This is a genomic window from Pseudonocardia sp., from assembly GCF_035305885.1.
Taxonomy (GTDB): domain Bacteria; phylum Actinomycetota; class Actinomycetes; order Mycobacteriales; family Pseudonocardiaceae; genus Pseudonocardia.
This window is the reverse complement of the sequence record NZ_DATGOP010000037.1, coordinates 13,975-31,864: the sequence shown is the minus strand read 5'-3', so window position 1 is coordinate 31,864 and position 17,890 is coordinate 13,975. Positions and strand designations below refer to the sequence as shown.

Annotated in this window: 17 protein-coding genes; 7 read left to right on the top strand and 10 right to left on the bottom strand. The window is 72.9% G+C overall.

Features of this window, described 5'->3' with window-relative positions; genetic code table 11:
- Window positions 1-738: 738 nt before the first annotated feature.
- Genes araD through VKZ81_RS07865 form a run of 3 tightly spaced genes read right to left on the bottom strand, consistent with a single transcriptional unit; the run spans window position 739 to window position 5,368 of the window.
- The gene (araD, locus tag VKZ81_RS07875) at window positions 739-2,451 is read right to left on the bottom strand and encodes an L-arabinonate dehydratase (RefSeq protein WP_324240781.1); all 1,713 of its coding nucleotides are present in this window, start codon (window positions 2,449-2,451) and stop codon (window positions 739-741) included.
- Entirely contained in the window at window positions 2,448-4,079 is a 1,632-nt protein-coding gene (locus tag VKZ81_RS07870) for a thiamine pyrophosphate-dependent enzyme (RefSeq protein ID WP_324240780.1), read from the bottom strand. The genes araD and VKZ81_RS07870 overlap by 4 nt, the downstream gene beginning before the upstream one ends.
- Window positions 4,076-5,368 carry an Nramp family divalent metal transporter gene (locus VKZ81_RS07865; RefSeq protein ID WP_324240779.1) on the bottom strand — a complete coding sequence of 431 codons (1,293 nt, stop codon included), beginning with the start codon at window positions 5,366-5,368 and terminating at the stop codon, window positions 4,076-4,078. The genes VKZ81_RS07870 and VKZ81_RS07865 overlap by 4 nt, the downstream gene beginning before the upstream one ends.
- A gap of 77 nt (window positions 5,369-5,445) precedes the next feature.
- Here VKZ81_RS07865 and VKZ81_RS07860 point away from each other — a divergent pair, with 77 nt between their 5' ends.
- Window positions 5,446-6,156, top strand: a complete 711-nt coding sequence (locus tag VKZ81_RS07860; protein WP_324240778.1) for a ribonuclease activity regulator RraA — start codon at window positions 5,446-5,448, stop codon at window positions 6,154-6,156.
- Window positions 6,157-6,163: 7 nt separating this feature from the next.
- Here the strand turns inward: VKZ81_RS07860 and VKZ81_RS07855 are convergent, their stop codons facing one another.
- Window positions 6,164-6,850, bottom strand: coding sequence for a GntR family transcriptional regulator (locus VKZ81_RS07855; RefSeq protein WP_324240777.1), 687 nt, complete (start codon window positions 6,848-6,850; stop codon window positions 6,164-6,166).
- 53 nt (window positions 6,851-6,903) lie between these two features.
- Between VKZ81_RS07855 and VKZ81_RS07850 the strand changes: the two genes are divergently transcribed.
- The 3 genes from VKZ81_RS07850 to VKZ81_RS07840 are packed head-to-tail and all read left to right on the top strand — an operon-like array spanning window position 6,904 to window position 10,294.
- On the top strand, window positions 6,904-7,803 hold the full coding sequence (locus VKZ81_RS07850; protein ID WP_324240776.1) for a TIGR03619 family F420-dependent LLM class oxidoreductase: 900 nt from the start codon (window positions 6,904-6,906) through the stop codon (window positions 7,801-7,803).
- A gap of 31 nt (window positions 7,804-7,834) precedes the next feature.
- Window positions 7,835-9,952: a glycogen debranching protein GlgX gene (gene glgX, locus VKZ81_RS07845; protein WP_324240775.1), complete on the top strand. Its 2,118-nt coding sequence runs from the start codon at window positions 7,835-7,837 to the stop codon at window positions 9,950-9,952.
- Window positions 9,953-9,967: 15 nt separating this feature from the next.
- The gene (locus tag VKZ81_RS07840; protein WP_324240774.1) at window positions 9,968-10,294 is read left to right on the top strand and encodes a putative quinol monooxygenase; all 327 of its coding nucleotides are present in this window, start codon (window positions 9,968-9,970) and stop codon (window positions 10,292-10,294) included.
- 55 nt (window positions 10,295-10,349) lie between these two features.
- Here VKZ81_RS07840 and VKZ81_RS07835 read toward each other — a convergent pair whose 3' ends face one another.
- Both VKZ81_RS07835 and VKZ81_RS07830 read right to left on the bottom strand, forming a co-directional pair.
- Window positions 10,350-10,766, bottom strand: a complete 417-nt coding sequence (locus VKZ81_RS07835) for a hypothetical protein (protein ID WP_324240773.1) — start codon at window positions 10,764-10,766, stop codon at window positions 10,350-10,352.
- Between the two features lie 101 nt (window positions 10,767-10,867).
- Window positions 10,868-11,353 (bottom strand): hypothetical protein, encoded by a 486-nt coding sequence (locus VKZ81_RS07830; RefSeq protein ID WP_324240772.1) that lies wholly within the window; start codon window positions 11,351-11,353, stop codon window positions 10,868-10,870.
- 208 nt (window positions 11,354-11,561) lie between these two features.
- Between VKZ81_RS07830 and VKZ81_RS07825 the strand changes: the two genes are divergently transcribed.
- The 3 genes from VKZ81_RS07825 to VKZ81_RS07815 all read left to right on the top strand — a co-directional run bounded on the left by VKZ81_RS07825 (window position 11,562) and on the right by VKZ81_RS07815 (window position 14,172).
- The gene (locus tag VKZ81_RS07825) at window positions 11,562-12,695 is read left to right on the top strand and encodes an alpha/beta hydrolase family protein (RefSeq protein ID WP_324240782.1); all 1,134 of its coding nucleotides are present in this window, start codon (window positions 11,562-11,564) and stop codon (window positions 12,693-12,695) included.
- A gap of 43 nt (window positions 12,696-12,738) precedes the next feature.
- Window positions 12,739-13,266 carry a peptidylprolyl isomerase gene (locus VKZ81_RS07820; RefSeq protein ID WP_324240771.1) on the top strand — a complete coding sequence of 176 codons (528 nt, stop codon included), beginning with the start codon at window positions 12,739-12,741 and terminating at the stop codon, window positions 13,264-13,266.
- Between the two features lie 186 nt (window positions 13,267-13,452).
- Window positions 13,453-14,172: a rhomboid family intramembrane serine protease gene (locus VKZ81_RS07815; protein ID WP_324240770.1), complete on the top strand. Its 720-nt coding sequence runs from the start codon at window positions 13,453-13,455 to the stop codon at window positions 14,170-14,172.
- 250 nt (window positions 14,173-14,422) lie between these two features.
- On the opposite strand, the gene VKZ81_RS07810 is transcribed toward VKZ81_RS07815, so the two are convergent.
- From VKZ81_RS07810 to pknB, 4 genes are all read right to left on the bottom strand, one after another.
- Window positions 14,423-14,869: a PH domain-containing protein gene (locus VKZ81_RS07810; RefSeq protein WP_324240769.1), complete on the bottom strand. Its 447-nt coding sequence runs from the start codon at window positions 14,867-14,869 to the stop codon at window positions 14,423-14,425.
- Between the two features lie 79 nt (window positions 14,870-14,948).
- Window positions 14,949-15,215, bottom strand: coding sequence for a cell division protein CrgA (gene crgA / locus VKZ81_RS07805; RefSeq protein ID WP_324240768.1), 267 nt, complete (start codon window positions 15,213-15,215; stop codon window positions 14,949-14,951).
- 64 nt (window positions 15,216-15,279) lie between these two features.
- Window positions 15,280-15,915: an aminodeoxychorismate/anthranilate synthase component II gene (locus VKZ81_RS07800; protein ID WP_324240767.1), complete on the bottom strand. Its 636-nt coding sequence runs from the start codon at window positions 15,913-15,915 to the stop codon at window positions 15,280-15,282.
- A 28-nt stretch (window positions 15,916-15,943) separates the two neighbouring features.
- Window positions 15,944-17,854, bottom strand: coding sequence for a Stk1 family PASTA domain-containing Ser/Thr kinase (pknB, locus tag VKZ81_RS07795; RefSeq protein ID WP_324240766.1), 1,911 nt, complete (start codon window positions 17,852-17,854; stop codon window positions 15,944-15,946).
- Window positions 17,855-17,890: the final 36 nt, after the last annotated feature.

Genomic DNA, 17,890 nt, shown 5'->3' with positions numbered 1-17,890 from the left:
CTAAGTCCGAGAAAGGGCGTCCCCGACATGGCGAGTATGACGCCTGACGTGCCTCCGCACGACCCTAGGTTTCCGAACGGATGGGTGTCGCAACTACTTGCGGCCTTGTGGCGAGCCCTATTCGATGATCGCTGGGCGCCGTTCGTTCGGCTCATGGTCGCGCTCATCGTGCTCGTGGGCCTCTACCTCGCTGTGCGAACATACGGTTGAGGGCGTCGTGGCGGGCGGTGGCTCGTCCTGCACGGGCGCAGCCACCGTGCCACACACGTGCCACGTGCCGCGGCGAACGACGGTCAGCGTCGGCAAGGTAGAACCACAGCTGAGCTGCGGCGTGCCTCACTTCCAATACGCCGCTCCACATTTGCAAGGCGGGGGTTAGGGGTTCGATTCCCCTCGTCTCCACCAGGGGGAACGGACCCAGCGGCACAGCCCGTACTCGACCGCTCGTCCAGCTGGGCGTGCAGCTCGAGAAGCGGCTCGGGGGGCCTGCCCCGCTGCTCCTCGGCGAGGAAGTGTCGGGTTCACCACGCCGCGCCCCGTCGTCGGTCGCCGCCCGGTCCACGACGGACGGGCCGGGGACACCGGCGCCGGACAGCCACTCGATCCGCAGGCGCTCGGCGGGCAACTCGGCGACGTCGTCCGGCCCCGCCCGCTTCGCCACGAGCTCCCCGGTGCCCCACACCCGCGCCTGCGACTCGCCGGTCGGCACCGGCGCCCACCCGCCCACGCGCCCGATGATCAGTGGATCACCGGCTCGGGTGCGCCCGACCCGCCCAGGAAATCGAAATCGCAGCCCTGGTCGGCCTGGGTGACGTGCCGGGCGAACAGCGCTCCGTAGCCGCGTTCCGGCGCCGGGGCCGGCGGTTGCCACGCCCGTCGACGGGCGGTGAGCTCGTCGTCGGGGACGAGCAGGTCGAGCCGGCGACCGGGCACGTCGAGGCGCACGAGGTCGCCGTCGCGGACGAGCGCGAGCGGCCCGCCCACCGCCGACTCGGGGGCGACGTGCAGCACGCACGTGCCGTAGCTCGTGCCGCTCATGCGCGCGTCGGAGATGCGGACCATGTCGGTCACCCCGGCGCGCAGCAGCTTCCTCGGGATCGGCAGCTGGCCCCACTCGGGCATGCCGGGGCCGCCGATCGGGCCCGCGCCCCGCAGCACCAGCACCGAGTCGGCGTCGACGTCGAGGTCGTCGGAGTCGATGCGGGCGGCGAGGTCGTCGTAGTCGTCGAACACCACGGCGCGGCCGGTGTGCTGCATCAGGTGCGGGCTCGCCGCCGACGTCTTGAGCACGCACCCGTCGGGCGCGAGGCTGCCGCGCAGCACGGCGAGCGCACCTTCGGGGGCGAGCGCGCGGTCCCGGGCGCGGATCACGTCCGGGTCGTGCACCACGGCGCCGGCGACGTTCTCGCCCACGGTCGTGCCGGCCACGGTGCGGGCGTCGAGGTCGAGCAGGTCGCCCAGCTCGGCCATCAGCGCGCGCAGGCCGCCCGCGTCGTGGAAGTCGGCCATCAGGTACGCCCCGGAGGGGCGGATGTTCGCGAGCACCGGGGTCCGCCGGGACACGGCCTCGAAGTCGTCGAGCGACAGGGGCACGCCCGCGCGCCCTGCCATCGCGACGAGGTGGATGACCGCGTTCGTCGACCCGCCCAGCGCCATCACCACCGTGACGGCGTTGAGGAAGGCGGCCCGGGTGAGGACCACATCGGGGCGCAGGTCCTCCCACACCATCTGCACGATCCGGCGCCCGGCCGCCACCGCCATCCGGGCGTGGCCGGAGAACGCCGCGGGCACCGACGACGCGCCGGGCAGCGTCAGCCCCAGCGCCTCGGCGGCGGCCGTCATCGTGCTGGCGGTGCCCATCGTCATGCAGTGGCCGGGGGAGCGGGCGATGCCGCCCTCGATGGCGCGCCACTCCTCGTCGGTGATCGTCCCGGCGCGCCTGCGGTCCCAGTACTTCCACGTGTCCGAGCCGCTGCCGAGCACCTCCGTGCCCCAGCGGCCGGGCAGCATCGGCCCGGCCGGGAGGAACACGAACGGCAGCCCCATGCTCGTCGCGCCCATGACGAGGCCGGGTGTGGTCTTGTCGCAGCCACCCATGAGCACGGCGCCGTCGACGGGGTGGGAGCGCAGCAGCTCCTCGACCTCCATCGCGAGCATGTTGCGGTAGAGCATCGTGGTCGGCTTCTGGAACGGCTCCGACAGCGACATCGCGGGCAGCTCCACCGGGAACCCGCCCGCCTGCCACACGCCGCGCTTGACCTCCTCGGCGCGGTCGCGGAAGTGCCGGTGGCAGGGGTTGAGCTCGCTCCAGGTGTTGAGGATGCCGATCACCGGCCGCCCGGTGTACTCCTCGGCGTCGTAGCCCATCTGCTGGGCCCGGGACCGGTGCCCGAACGAGCGCAGGTCGTCGACGCCGAACCAGCGGTGGCTGCGCAGGTCCTCCGGCCTCATGCCGGCACCCGCTCGAGCAGGCCGCCGAGCGTGGCCGTCGGCGAGATGACATCCGGGTCGGTGCGGACCGCCACCACCGCGGGGCGCCTGCCGGTCACGGCCCGGCGCAGCGCCTCGTCCAACTCGCCCGGCTCGCTCACCCCGTAGGCGGCGGCGCCCAGGCCCTCGGCCCACCGCACGAGGTCGACCGGGCCGATGTCCACCCCCGAGGTCCGACCGAGGTCGCGGGCCTGGTGCATGGCGATCGTGCCGTACATCCCGTTCTGCAGCACGAGGACGACCACCGGCGCGCCGAGCCGCACCGCCGTCTCGATCTCCTGCCCGGTCATCAGGACGCCGCCGTCGCCGACCACGGCCACCGCGGTGCGCCCGGGCGCGGCCACGGCGGCCGCCACCGCCGCGGGCACCGCGTAGCCCATGGCGCCGTTCGCGGGCGCGAGCTGGGTGGTGGTCGGCGGGAAGCGCCAGTAGCGGTGCAGGAACGCGGCGAAGTTGCCCGCGTCGTTGGTGACGATCCCGTCCGCAGGCAGCTGCCGGTGCAGGGCGGCGATCACCGCGGCCGGGTGCACGCCCGCCTCGGCCTCCACCGCCGGGTGGGCCGACCAGGCGTCGACCGCCGCGTGCACCTCCGCCCAGTCGAGCGGCCGCGCCGGCCCGTCGCGGCGCGCGAGCGCGGCCAGCACGTCGGCCGGGTCGGCGTCGATCCCGCCGGGGCCGTACCGGCCGATCGGGACGACCTCGGTGCCGGCCGCGGGGAGCCGGTAGCGCTGAGTGGTGACCTCGTCGAGGCGGGTGCCGACGACGAGCAGCAGGTCGGCGCCCGCCACGGCGTCCACGGTGGCGTCCGGGGTGGCGAGCCCGAGGTGGCCGAGGAAGTTCGGGTGGTCGACCGGGAAGGCCTCCTGGCGGCGGAACGCGGTGCAGACGCCGATGCCGAAGCGTTCGGCCACCCCGACGAGCAGCTCGCGGGCGGGGCGGGCGCCCTCCCCGGCGACGGCGACCGGCCGCTGTGCGGCCAGCAGGCGGGCGGCGAGCTCCTCGACCGCCGTTGCGGGATGGCCACCTCCCTGCGACCCCGCTGCGGGAAGACGCCCGTCCCGCAACGGGGCCTCGGCCGTCACGAAATCGCTCGGGATCGCGATCGCCACCGGGCCCGGACGGCCGGACGTCGCGATCCGCCAGCCCTCGGCCACCAGCCGGGGGACGTCCTCGGCGCGCTCGGCCTCCACCGCCCACTTGGTGACCGGCCGGTAGAACGCGGCGAGGTCCACCTCCTGGAACGCCTCGCGGCCGCGCAGCTGCGAGTCGACCTGGCCGAGCAGCACGACCATCGGCGTGGAGTCCTGGTACGCGGTGTGCACGCCGATCGCCAGGTTGGACGAGCCGGGACCCCGGCTCGCCATGGCGACCGCCGGCACGCCGGTCAGGCGTGCGTCGGCGTCGGCCATGAACGCCGCCCCGGATTCGTGTCGAACCGACACCAATTGGAGGCCCGGGTGCCGGTCCACCTCGTCGATCAGGCCGAGGAACGACTCCCCGGGCACGGTGTAGCAGCGCTGAGCGCCCGCATCGGCGAGCAGGTCGGCCACGGCTGCGGCGACGGTCGTCACGCCCTTCCCTCCGGTCACGCGAACAGCTCGCCCACAGCCTCGCCGATCCCCTGCACGGCCGCGACCGCGACGAACGCGGCGACGAGCCCGAGCCCCACGTTCTCCCTCCAGCTGTTGGTGTGGCCGCCCATGATGTCGCGCCGGTTGAGCATCACGATCAGCGCGATCACGATCAGCAGCAGGAACGGCGAGGTCAGCACGTGGGAGACCACCACGAGCACGACGAAGCCGGGCGCCTGCGGCAGCGACCAGACCACGGCGAGCAGGCCCCACACGATCATCCAGCGGTAGGTCGGGTCGGCGGTGCGGCTGCCCCCGTACCGCTCCGCCCGGCCGGGGCGGACCACGTGCAGCGCCTCGACCACCATCTTCGACAGCGCGAACAGCGAGCCCGCCACCGTCGTCCACGCGGCCCCGAGCAGGCCGAGGTAGAAGATGTACGGACCGACGGGCCCGACCGCGGCGCCGAGCGCGCCCGCGATGTCGGCGGCCTCGCTCACGCCCTGCCCGCCGTGGAGCACCTCGGCCCCCATCGCCCACACCGCGACCCCGAGGAACAGCACGACGACCGTGCCGAACAGCAGGTCGTACTGCTGGACGCGGCGGTGGGCCGGCGTGATCCAGCCCTTCTCGCGCAGGAACTCGGGGTAGAAGAGGTTGGCCATCGAGCCGAGCGTGGCGAGCACCAGGCTCGAGGCGACGAGCCCGGAGTCGAAGAGGCCCTGCTGCGGCGGCAGCTCGAACGCGAAGCCCTCGACCAGCTCGCCCCAGCTGATGCCGACGAGCGCGATGCCGACCACGAACGTCAGCGTCATCACCGCCAGCACGACCTTGAAGGTGCGCTCGATCAGCCGGTAGGCGCCCTTCAGCGTGACGGCGAAGACCGACACCGCCCCGATCACCGACCACCAGAACGCGGGCAACCCGCCGAACAGCCCCTCCAGCGACACGCCGACCCCGCTCAGGGTGAACGCGAGCAGGATGTGCGTGTAGAGCACGAACGACACGAGCATCAGCCAGCCCAGGGCGGGGTGGGTCCGGGCGATGCCGCGCACGATGCTCGGGTCCTGCTGCACGTTGTAGAGCGGGTACTTGCCGAGCGCGTTGACGAACACGAAGCGGAACACCAGCGACAGCGGCATCACCCACAGCAGGGCGTAGCCGTAGTTGCCGCCCGCGACCGAGTTGTCGATCAGATCGCCGGTGCCGACCCAGCTCAGCGCCACCACGATCCCGGGCCCGAACGCCTTGAGGTAGGCCAGGAAGTTCTCCGCCGGAGGGGCAACCGCTCCCGGCCGCTCGGTCATGGTGTTCTCCTCGTCGTCGAGTGAACCGGCCGCTTGGTGTACTGATATACCATCCAGGTCGCCCGATGAGGAGGGCCATGACGACCGACACCGTGGACGCGGGGACGCTCGCGGCGCTGCGCACCGTCAGCACCGCGACGGTGACCACCCAGCTGATGGCGCGCGGGCTGCGCAACACGTTCCTGCACGGCCTGCGGCCGCTGAACCCGGCGCAGACGCGGATGGTGGGCGAGGCGTTCACCCTGCGCTGCATCCCGTCCCGCGAGGACCTGGACCAGCTCTCGGTCTTCCAGGACTACGACCACCCGCAGCGCAAGGCCGTGGAGACGGCGCCGCCCGGGTCGGTGCTCGTCGTCGACGCCAGGGGCCAGACGCGCGCCGCGTCGCTCGGCCACATCCTCGCCACCCGTCTGCTGCGCCGCGGCGTGGCGGGGTTCGTCACCGACGGGTCGGTGCGTGACAGCGAGGGGTTCGCCGAGCTGCCGCTGCCGTCGTTCGCGGCGGGCGCCGCGGCCACCACGAACCTCGCCCAGCACCACGCGGTGGACATCAACGTGCCGATCGGGTGCGCGGAGGTGCCGGTCTACCCGGGCGACATCATGGTCGGCGACCGGGACGGCGTCGTCTGCATCCCCCGCCACCTCGCGGCCGAGGTGGCCGCCGCGGCCGTGGAGCAGGAGCGGCTCGAGGAATTCGTGCTGGAGAAGATCGAGAGCGGCGCCCCGCTGCGCGGCACCTACCCGCCGGACGAGGCGACGCTCGCCGAGTACCGCGCCCGCGGCCGGTAGCCGCCGGTCAGCCCGCCGCCGCGCGGGCCTGCTGGTCGCGCAACCTCGTGATGGAGCGCTGGATGTGACCCCGCACCAGCTCCTCCACGTCGGCGGCGCGGCGCTCCTGCACCGCGGCGAGGATCTCGTGGTGCTCGTCGAACTCGGCGCGCCAGGTCGGCCACCGCTCCCACAGCAGGCTCACGGTGCCGAGCGCGGTGAGGTCCTGCAGGTCGTCGAGCGACCGGACGACCAGCTCGTTGGCGCACGTGGAGTAGATGCAGCGGTGGAACCGGCGGTTGGCCAGGCTCAGCCCCGCGTGGTCGTCGGCCTCGACGAACCGGGCCGCCTCGTCGAGGGCCCGGCGCGCCTCGAGGGCGTCGAACGTGCCGGCCGCGGCCACCTGGGCGGCCGCCCACGGCTCGATGAGCATCCGCATCTCGTAGACGTGCAGCACGTCCTCCGGGCCCAGCCGGCGCACGGCGACGCCGCGGTTGCGGGTGACGGTGAGCAGGCCGGACGAGGTCAGCGCGATGAGCGCCTCGCGGACGGGGGTCTTGGACACGCCGAGCTGGTCGGCGATCCGGCGCTCGACGAGCACCTCGTCCGGCCGCAGCCTGCCCGAGAGGATGGCGGACTTGATCGAGGCGGCCACCAGGTCCGAACGCGTGGTCGAGCGGCCCAGCGGCGGCAGCACCGCCTCGTCGTGCTCCATCAGCCTGGTATACCACGCGTCCCGGTGGGCGTTTCCCGGCTACTGTCGCGCATGTGAAGCTCGGCATCGCCCTCCCCACCACCGGTCCGGCGGCAGGTCCCGACACGATCGGCGAGGTCGCCGAGACGGCCGAACGCGTCGGCCTCGACTCGGTGTGGACGTTCGAACGCCTGCTGGCGCCCACCGGGGGTGCGCGGATGAACGGGGAGGTCGTGCCGCTGCCCGCGGCGTACGACTCGGTGTTCTCCCCGCTCGAGGTGCTGGCGTTCGCCGCGGCACGCACGAGCCGGATCACGCTCGGCACCAGCATCGTGGTCGCCCTGCTGCACAACCCCGCCGATCTCGCGCGCCGCTTCGCCACGCTCGACCGGCTCTCCGGCGGCCGCGTCGTCGCCGGCCTGGGGCAGGGGTGGATGCCGGAGGAGTTCGAGGCCGCCGGCGTGCCGCTGCGCGCTCGCGGGCCCCGGTTCAGCGAGTTCGTCGAGGCGTTCCGCGCGGTGTGGGGGCCGGACCCCGTCACCTTCGAGGGCCGCTACTACCGCATCCAGCCGTCGAAGGTCGGGCCGAAGCCCGTGCGCGAGGGCGGGGTGCCGATCCTCGCCGGCGCCGCGTCACCCGCGGGGATCCGGCGGGCGGCGCAGCTCGGGCTGGGGCTCAACCCCGTGTGGATCGGCTGGGACGCCCTCGAGGGCGCGGTGCAGGCCTTCCGCGCCGCGGCCGCCGAGGCGGGCCGCGACCCGGAGGCGCTCCCGGTGGTCGTGCGGGTCAACCAGTTCCCAGCGGCCGAGCCCACGTCCGACGGCGCGTCGCCGACCGGCTCGCCGGAGCAGATCGCCGAAGCCCTTCCGCGGCTGGAGCGGATCGGCGTCACCGAGGTCTTGTGGAACTTCGACGAGGGCCAGGTCGCAGACCAGCTCCCCCGGCTCGCCGCGCTGGCCGCGGCGCTGCGCTGAGCCCGCACCGGAACCCGGACGGGGGACGCTGGTGGAGGTCTGGCCCGGTTCGCCCTATCCACTGGGCGCCAACTACGACGGTGGCGGCACGAACTTCGCACTGTTCTCCGAGGTCGCGGAGCGCGTCGAACTGTGTCTGTTCGACGAGAACGATCGGGAGACCCGGGTCGACCTGCCCGAACGCGAGGCTCTCATCTGGCACGGCTACCTGCCGCGCGTGCGGCCGGGACAGCGCTACGGGTTCCGCGTGCACGGGCCGTACGAGCCGGAGGCCGGGCTGCGCTGCAACCCGGCGAAGCTGCTGCTGGACCCGTACTCCAAGGCCATCGACGGGCACGTGCGCTGGAACGAGGCCGTCTTCGGCTACCGGTTCGGGGACCCGCGCTCGCTCAACACCACCGACTCGGCGCCGTACATGCCGCGGTCGGTGGTGGTGAACCCGTTCTTCGACTGGACGGGGGACCGCACGCTGCGCATCCCCTACCACGAGACGGTGATCTACGAGGCGCACGTCAAGGGCATGACGATGACGCACCCGGACATCCCCGAGGAGGTCAGGGGGACGTACTCGGGGCTCGTCCACCCGGTGGTGATCAAGCACCTGAAGGACCTGGGCGTCACCGCGGTCGAGCTCATGCCGGTGCACCAGTTCGTGCACGACCACGCGCTGGAGCAGCGCGGCCTGCGCAACTACTGGGGCTACAACACCATCGGCTTCTTCGCCCCGCACAACGACTACGCGTCCTTCGGCACCCGCGGCGAGCAGGTGCAGGAGTTCAAGACGATGGTCAAGCAGCTGCACCGGGCGGGGATCGAGGTCATCCTCGACGTGGTCTACAACCACACCGCCGAGGGCAACCACCTCGGCCCGACGCTGTCGTTCCGCGGCATCGACAACCTCAACTACTACCGGGTGGTGCCCGACCAGCCGGAGTTCTACTACGACACCACCGGCACCGGGAACAGCCTCAACGTCCGCGCGCACGAGTCCCTGCGGTTGATCATGGACTCGCTGCGGTACTGGGTGCTCGAGATGCACGTCGACGGCTTCCGCTTCGACCTCGCCTCGGCGCTGGCCAGGGAGTTCCACGCGGTCGACCGGCTCGCCGCGTTCTTCGACCTGGTCAACCAGGACCCGGTGGTCAGCCAGGTCAAGCTGATCGCCGAGCCGTGGGACGTGGGCGAGGGCGGCTACCAGGTGGGCGGCTTCCCGTCGCTGTGGACCGAGTGGAACGGCAAGTACCGCGACACCGTCCGGGACTTCTGGCGGGGCGAGCCGGCGAGCCTCGGCGAGTTCGCCTCGCGCTTCACCGGCTCGTCGGACCTGTACGAGAAGGACAACCGCCGCCCGATCGCGTCGATCAACTTCGTCACCGCCCACGACGGCTTCACCCTGAACGACCTCGTCTCCTACAACGAGAAGCACAACGATGCCAACGGCGAGGACAACCGCGACGGGGAAAGCCACAACCGGTCGTGGAACCACGGCGTCGAGGGCCCCACCGAGGACGGCGCGATCCACGCGCTGCGGGAGCGGCAGAAGCGCAACTTCATCGCGACGCTGCTGCTGTCGCAGGGGGTCCCGATGCTGTCGCACGGCGACGAGCTCGGCCGCACCCAGCACGGCCACAACAACGTGTACTGCCAGGACAACGAGCTGGCGTGGGTGGACTGGGCCGCGGCGCGGGAGAACTCGGTGCTCACCGAGTTCGTCGCCAAGGTGGCGGCGCTGCGCCGCGATCACCCGGTGTTCCGCAGGCGCCGGTTCTTCCAGGGCCGCCCGATCCGCGGCTCGAGCATCGAGGACATCGCCTGGCTCCGGCCCGACGGGCAGCCGATGAGCGAGGAGGACTGGAACACCGGGTTCGCCCGATCGTTGGCCATCTACCTGAACGGTGAGGGCATCCCCGAGCGCGACGAGATCGGCCGCCGGGTCGTCGACGATTCGTTCCTGCTGCTGTTCAACGCCCACCACCAGGCGGTTCCGTTCACGATGCCCGGTGAGGCCTACGGGCGGATCTGGTCGATCGTCCTCGACACGGCCGATCCGCTGCTGGCGCGCGCCCGCAGACGGGAGCGGGATGCGCGCCCGGGTGGCAGGCTCCGCATCACAGCCCGCTCGCTCATGGTGCTGCGCAAGCACTACTAGGCCAACGGAGACCTCATGATCTTCATCGTCGTCAAGTTCACGATCCGGCCCGAGCACGCCGACCAGTGGCTGGACCGGGTGTCCGGCTTCACCGAGGCCACCCGGGCCGAGCCGGGCAACATCTTCTTCGAGTGGTACCGCAGCGTCGACGACCCGAACCAGTTCGTCGTGGTCGAGGCGTTCCAGGACGACGCGGCCGCGGCCCACGTCGGGTCGGACCACTTCAAGGAGTTCATCAGCTGGGCGCCGGACGTGGTGGCCACGACCCCGGACATCGTGAGCATCCAGGGCGCCCCCGGCGAGGGCTGGTCGAAGATGAGCGAGATCAGCCCGCGGACCTGAGCGCCGCTCCCGAGCGCGCCGGCGACGTGGCCCGGCGCGCTCGACCGGGGCGCGGTCAGCGGGCCCGGCGCAGGCCGAGCCACTGCAGTTCGACGAACACCGCGACGGCGGCGGCCTGCACGAGCACGAGCGCCACCCCGAACGCGGTGAGCGCGTCCCGGCCCGCCACGACGGCGCCGACGCTGCCGAGCACCCAGAGGGTGTTGCCGACGACGACCGTCCAGGCGCCCGCCCGCGGGATCACCGGGCGCGCGGCGAGGAGCACCAGGACGAGCGCGTAGCCGACGAGGAACGCGCCGGTCCCGACCAGCTCGCCCGCCGTCATGCCGGTGAGGTCGGCGAGCGGGGCCGCGGCCGCGAGGCCGAGCAGGCCCAGCGCCCCCGAACCGGCGGCGTCGATGCGCAGGGCGAAGCGCAGCAGCCTGCCGCCGTCGCGGACGTCGGTGAGGCGGGTGAGCGTGGTGGCGGTCATGGCGATCCTCCTGGCGTCCGAGTTGTCGGGATCAACCCTCGGCCGGGAGTGGTCGCGGGGTCGATGACGCCGGAGGTAAGGCGGCCCGACCGCCGACCTCGTCAGCGGATGTCGTTGTTCGCGGTCGCGCCCAGGACCCGGTCGGGGAGGTCGCCGAACACCGACGCGGTGTCGAGCTCCTGCATCGCGCTGCCGCCCTGCGGGGCGGCGGTCCGGAAGTTGACGTCGGTGTTGCGGGTCGGGTCGTCCTCGCCGAGGTTGACGACCCCGTCCGGGCTGGGCAGGGCCTCGGGCAGGTCCTGCGCCGCGGGCAGCTGCGGCGTCCCCGGGCCGGCGGTGTAGACGCCGGTGTCGCGGATCGTGAACAGCTGGGGCAGCTCGGGCAGGCTCGAGGTCTCCGGCGCGCCGTCACCGACGACGGCCGGTGCGGGCCGCTCCTGCGGCGCCGGCGCGGGGGCGGACTCGTCGCTGGAGGGGCGCTCGGGGGCCTCGGGGGCGGCGAACGCCGGACCGGCGAGCCCGACGCCCGCGGCGATACCGGCCACAGCAGCGGTGGCGCGCAGGGCGCGCCGGGCAAGGCTGCTCATCGACTATCCCTTCCCTCGTCGGGGACGACGCTGATCTCGCGGGCACAACGAAGGCGGGGGAGAGGCGGTTGTCGGTGGTCAACCGCTCGTGGTGATCGGTTCACCCGAAGCGGTGGCGGACGGAACCGCAGGTGGGGGCCCGTCACCGGGTGGGGTGGGGGTGCGCGGCTGCGCAGCGCTCGCGCCGCCCGGCATCATCGACGGCGTGATGCTGCGAAGGCGCGTGGGGGCCGGGGTCGGCATCGGGCTCGGGGTCGGCGCGAGCGTCGGGGCCGGTGCGGCGGGGCTCGGCTGGTTCTACTCCTCGGTCCTGCTCGACACGTCCATCCGCCCGGTGTTCCCGGAGCGCGTGCTCGCCGTGTCCGACGGCGAGGTCACGCTGGCGGCGAGTCGGCTCACGGCGCAGCCGGGGATCTGGGGGCTGCGGTGGGCGACCGACCGCGGGGCCGACGGGCTCGCGGTGCTGGGGCCGCCCGCCGCGCAGGACCGCCGCGAGGTGGTGCGGCCGTTGCTCGGCGGCGACCGCCCCGAGCCGGCCACCGCCGCGGTGCTCGACGCCGGGCCGTACGACCCCGATCCCTCCGCGCGCGGGCTCGAGTTCTCCGAGGTCGACGTGCCCGGCCCGCTCGGGCGCTACCCCGCGTGGCTCGTGCCCGCGGACGGGGACACCTGGGTCGTCCTCGTGCACGGCCGGGGCGGGGCCCGGCGCGAGGCGCTGCGGATCCTCCCGGCCATCCACGCGCTCGGGCTCCCCCAGCTGGTGATCACCTATCGGAACGACGTGGGCGCCCCGCCCAGCCCGGACGGCTTCTACCACCTCGGTGACACCGAGTGGGAGGACGTCGAGGCCGCGGTCCGGTTCGCGGTCGAGCGCGGGGCCCGGCGGATCGTGCTGTACGGCTGGTCCATGGGCGGCGCGATCACCGGGGCGTTCCTCGACCGCTCGACCGAGGCGTCCCGCGTCGCGGCCGTCGTCTGGGACGCCCCGCTGGTCGACTGGCGGGCCACCCTGCGCCAGCAGGCGCGCAACCGGCGGCTGCCCCCGCTGCTGTCGCCGCTCGCGAGCGCGGTGACCAGCCGCCGGATCGGGATCGACTTCGAGCGCTTCGACCTGCGCCGCAACCCGCCCTCGGTGCGGCCGCCCACGCTCGTCGTCCACAGCACCGGCGACACCGCCGTCCCGGTCACGGCCAGCCGGGCGCTCGTCGAGGCGGCGCCGTCGCTCGACTGGCCGCTGCGCTACCTCGAGGTGCCCGTGGTCGAGCACACCGCGTCGTGGAACGCCGACCCGACCGCCTACGAACGCGCCGTCGCCTCCTTCCTGGAGGAGGTGCTGCGCTGACGCTGGGCGGACGCGCCCGGAGCCGGGCTGGCACGATAGGGGGGTGACGGAAGCAGGCAAGCAGACCGCGACGCTCCGGACGACCCTGGGCGACATCCGGATCAATCTCTTCCCGGACCACGCCCCGAAGACCGTGGCGAACTTCGTCGGGCTGGCGACGGGGGAGAAGCCCTACAGCCAGCCGAACGCGAAGGGCGGGACGTCCGGCCCGTTCTACGACGGCTCGATCTTCCACCGGGTCATCAGCGGGTTCATGATCCAGGGCGGCGACCCGACCGGCACCGGCCGCGGCGGGCCCGGCTACCAGTTCGGCGACGAGTTCCACCCCGAGCTGCGGTTCGACCGCCCGTACCTGCTGGCGATGGCCAACGCGGGCCCCGGCACCAACGGGTCGCAGTTCTTCATCACCGTGTCCACGCCCGACTGGCTCAACCGCAAGCACACGATCTTCGGTGAGGTGGCGGACGCCGAGTCGCGGGCCGTCGTCGACGCCATCGCGGCGACGCCGACCGACCGGTCCGACCGGCCGCTGACCGACGTCGTCATCGAGCACATCGACGTCTCCGCCTGACCCGCGGACTGGCATGAGATGACCTATCCCGCCGGACCGCCGCCGTACCAGCCGCCGCCGTACCAGCCCGGTGGCACCCCCTACGGCCCCCCTGCCGTGTGCGTTCGGCATCCGGACCGCGCCACCTACATCGGCTGCACGCGATGCGGCCGGCCGGCCTGCCCCGAGTGCCTCCGCGAGGCCGCGGTGGGTTACCAGTGCGTCGACTGCGTCGGCGAGGGGCAGCGCACCGTCCGGCGGGGCACCACGGTGGCCGGCGCCCAGGCGGGCGGCCGCTCGCTGGCGGTGCCCGTGCTGATCGGGCTCAACGTCCTGGTCTACCTCCTCACGGCGGTCCAGGCGGGCAACCCCGTCTACAACTCGCTGTCCCGGCTGTTCCGCCAGCTGTCGCTGGTGCCCGGCTTCGTGCACGAGGGCGAGTGGTGGCGGGTGCTCACGTCGGGCTTCCTGCACGTCGGCCCGATCCACCTGCTGGTGAACATGCTGGCGCTGTGGATGTTGGGCAGGGACCTGGAGATCGTGCTCGGGCGGGCCCGGTTCCTCGCCCTGTACTTCGTGTCCATGCTCGGCGGCGCCACCGCGGTGATGCTCCTCAACGCCCCCGACCAGCAGGTCGCGGGCGCATCGGGGGCGGTGTTCGGGCTGATGGGTGGGCTCGTCGTCGTGCTCCGCAGGCTCCGGATGCCCGCGGGTCAGGCCTTCGGCGTCATCGCGATCAACGTCATCATCAGCTTCACCATCCCGGGCATCTCCTGGCAGGGCCACCTCGGCGGGCTGGTGGTCGGCGCGGCCGCCGCGGTGGCGCTGGTCTACGCGCCCCAGCGCCACCGCAACGCGGTGCAGGCCGGGGTGCTCGGTGGGCTCGCCGTCCTGCTGGTGCTGCTGATCCTGGCCACCGGCCTGTAGTACCCCCGGGAACGTCGACGGCGGGGCACCCTCGTCAGGGTGCCCCGCCGTGGCTCGTCAGGACGGGTCAGGCGGGTGTCTCGCAGCCGCACCCGGAGGTGCAGCCGTCGGTTCCCCGCAGTCTCGTAGGCCTCGCCATCCAGACTCCCTTCGCCGGGTCCGTCGATGGTAGGCCCGGGCCGAGCCCCGGCACGACCGCACGATCGGGCGTTCGTGCTGGTACGCGGCGTAGGCGGATGCGACATGTGGGCTACGGCCGCAGGCCGCGCAGCTCCGGCAGGACGTCCTCGGGATCGGCCGCGAGGTCGAGCCTGCCGAACACCAGCAGCCGTTCGGTGCCGTCGGCGGCGACCGTGTCGACCTCGAGCAGCGAGCTCTCCCGCCCGAGCCGCCGCACCCGCAGCACGCGCACGTCGGTGACGAACGGCCACGGGTGGTGGTGCGTGCGGAACAGGCCGCCGACCGTCAGCCCGTCGGCGTCGGCGCGCAGCCGGGGCCGCGCCCGGGTGCCGAACAGCGCCGCGACGCCGGCGCCGACCGCGGCCACCCCGGCGAGCAGGCAGCCCGCGGGGTCGGATCCGCTCCACCACAGCGCCGCGCACCAGGCCGCCGCGCCGACCGCCGCCACCCAGGCGAGCACGACGAGACCGGCCGCCGGGCTCCACTCCCGGACGTCGGCCGGCGCGTGCTCACCCATGCGTGTTGATCACGGAAAGTGACTTGTCCACAGCACCTGTCCACACTGGGGACTACTCACATTGGTGTATTTAGGCTGGTCAGCGCCACCGCATGGTCATCAGGAGCCCGATCACGATCAGTGAGAAGCCGACCGCGAAGTTCCAGGGGCCGAGTGCCGCCATGAAGGAGATCGACTCGCCGGCCAGGTAGTTCACGACTAGCCACACGAGCCCGAGGAGCATGACGCCGAGCATCACCCCGATGTAGATGGGGTGCGTCGGGCCGGCCACCTTCACCGGGGTGGTGCCGGGGCGGTTGGGGGGCGGGGTGTAGGCCGCCTTCTTCCGGACCTTGGACTTCGGCATGGATGACCTCGTCGACGTCGGGGATGGCTCGCCCCAACGGTAGCGTGCGGCCGGAAACCCGTGCTCAGGCGCTGGCGGTGACCGCGGCGGTCTCCGCGGTGAGCGCCTCCACGGTGGGCTCGGGCACCGGGTGGCCCGCGGCCGCCATCCAGTTGGCCAGCAGCCGGTGGCCACCCTCGGTGAGCACCGACTCGGGGTGGAACTGGACACCGACGACGGGCAGCTCGCGGTGCCGCACCGCCATGATCACGCCGCCCTCGGTGCGGCCGGTGACCTCCAGCGCGTCCGGCAGCGTGTCGGGCCGGATGGACAGTGAGTGGTACCGGGTGGCGACGAACGGGTTCGGCAGGCCCGCGAGCACCCCGGTGCCGTCGTGGTGGACGAGCGAGGTCTTGCCGTGCAGCAGCTCCGGCGCCCGCTCGACGACGCCGCCCCACGCGACCCCGATGGCCTGGTGGCCGAGGCAGACGCCCAGCACGGGCAGGGCGCGGTCGGCGCTGCGCCGGATCACCTCGATGCTCGACCCGGCCCGCTCGGGCGTGCCGGGGCCGGGGCTCACGAGGACGCCGTCGACGTCGTCCAGCTCGTCGAGGTCGACCTCGTCGTTGCGGCGCACCGTGACCTGCGCCCCGAGCTGGGCGAGGTACTGGACGAGGTTGTAGACGAAGCTGTCGTAGTTGTCGACGACGAGGACGCGCATGGCGCCGGCCTCCCCCGGAGTCTGCGGATCAGTTGATGAGCCCACCGGTCTCGCCCACGGTCAGGGTGATCTGCTGGTCGGTCGAGACCTCCCGGCCCGGCTGGACCGACTGCTCGATCACGCGGCCGTCGTCGGACTCGTTCGACACCCGCTCCTGCCGGACCTGCACGCGGCTGAACCCGAGATCCTCGAGGCGGTCGATCGCCTGCTCCTCGCGCAGGCCCACGACATCCGGCATCGTGGCCTCGTCGTCGTCGCCGGTGAGCAGTTCGACCTCGGTGCCCTCCGGCACGGTCTGGCCGGCGGCCGGATCCGTGCCGCGGACCCGGTCGGAGTCCTTCGAGTCGCTGGGGCGCTGCGGGTCCAGTCCGGCGTCGCGCAGGGCCTCCACCGCGTCGTCGAGCTCCTGGCCGGACACGTCGGGGATCCGCACGCCCGTCTGCTGGATGCCGATGATCACCGCGACCGAGTCGCCGCCCTGGGCCGTCTGCCCCGCCTTCGGCGTGGAGTCGATGACGTGGTTGACCAGGGACGGGTCGGAGGTCGGCTGCTGGGTCTGCGCGCCGAGCTCGAGCCCGGCCGCCTCCAGGGCGGCCTGGGCCTCCTGCAGGGTCATGCCCTCGAGCCGGGGCACGGTGACGTTCGCGGGCCCGCCGCCGACGATCAGCGAGACCACGTCCCGCTCGTTGAGGACCGTGCCGGCAGGCGGGTTCGTGTTGATCACGAGGTCCTTCTGCTCGACCGTCGACTCCTGGGTCTGCGTCTCACCGACGCGCAGCCCCGCGGCGATGATCTGGTTGCGGGCGTCGGTCTCGGACATGTTCGCGACCGCGGGCACCGACACCGTGCGCGGTGCGGGAGGACCGCTGAAGATCTGGTAGGCGACGAAACCCACGATCCCCAGCACCAGCACCGCGGCGATGGTCATCCCGATCGTCTTGGCCGTGCTGCGGCGCGGCGGTTCGTCGTCGTAGTAGTCGTCGTACTCCGCCGCCGGGGCCGCCGCTTGGCGGCCGCTGATCCGGCGGGTGGCGGCCGTGGGGCTCGCGGCGAGCATGGCGGTGCGCTCGTCGTCGCTCATCACCAGCGGCGCCATCGGGTTCTGCCCGTTGCGCACCCGCACCAGGTCGGCGCGCATCTCCGCCGCCGACTGGTACCTGTTGAGCGGGTTCTTCGACAGCGCCTTGAGCACCACGGCGTCGAGCGTCGACGGGATGCTCGGGTTGAGCTCCGACGGGCGCCGCGGTTCCTCCCGCACGTGCTGGTACGCCACGGCCACCGGCGTGTCGCCGGTGAAGGGCGGCTCGCCGGTGAGCAGCTCGAAGAGCACGCAGCCCGCGGCGTAGACGTCCGAGCGCGCGTCGACGGCCTCGCCGCGCGCCTGCTCGGGGGACAGGTACTGCGCGGTGCCGATGACCGCGGCGGTCTGCGTGACGTTCTGGCCCTCGCCGAGCGCGCGGGCGATGCCGAAGTCCATCACCTTGACCGCGCCGGCGTTGTTGATCATGATGTTCGCCGGCTTGACGTCGCGGTGGATGATGTTGTGGCGGTGGCTGAAGTCGAGGGCGGCGCAGACGTCGGCCATCACCTCGATGACCTGCCGCTGCGACAGCGGGCCCTGCGTCTTGACGATCTCGCGGAGCGTCTGCCCGTCGACGTACTCCATGACGATGTACGGCAACGGCCCGAACTCGCTCTGCACCTCGCCCGTGTCGTACACGGCGACGATGGCCGGGTGGTTGAGCGCCGCGGCGTTCTGCGCCTCGCGGCGGAAGCGCATCTGGAACTGCGGATCGCGCGCCAGGTCGGCCCGTAGCACCTTGACGGCCACGTCGCGGCCGAGCCGCGTATCGAGACCGCGATGCACCTCGGACATGCCGCCGTAACCGAGCACTTCGCCCAGTTCGTAGCGCTCGGACAACAGTCGGGGGGTGGTCATCGGTGCCGGTTCCTGGGTGTCATGGATGGTTCGGAC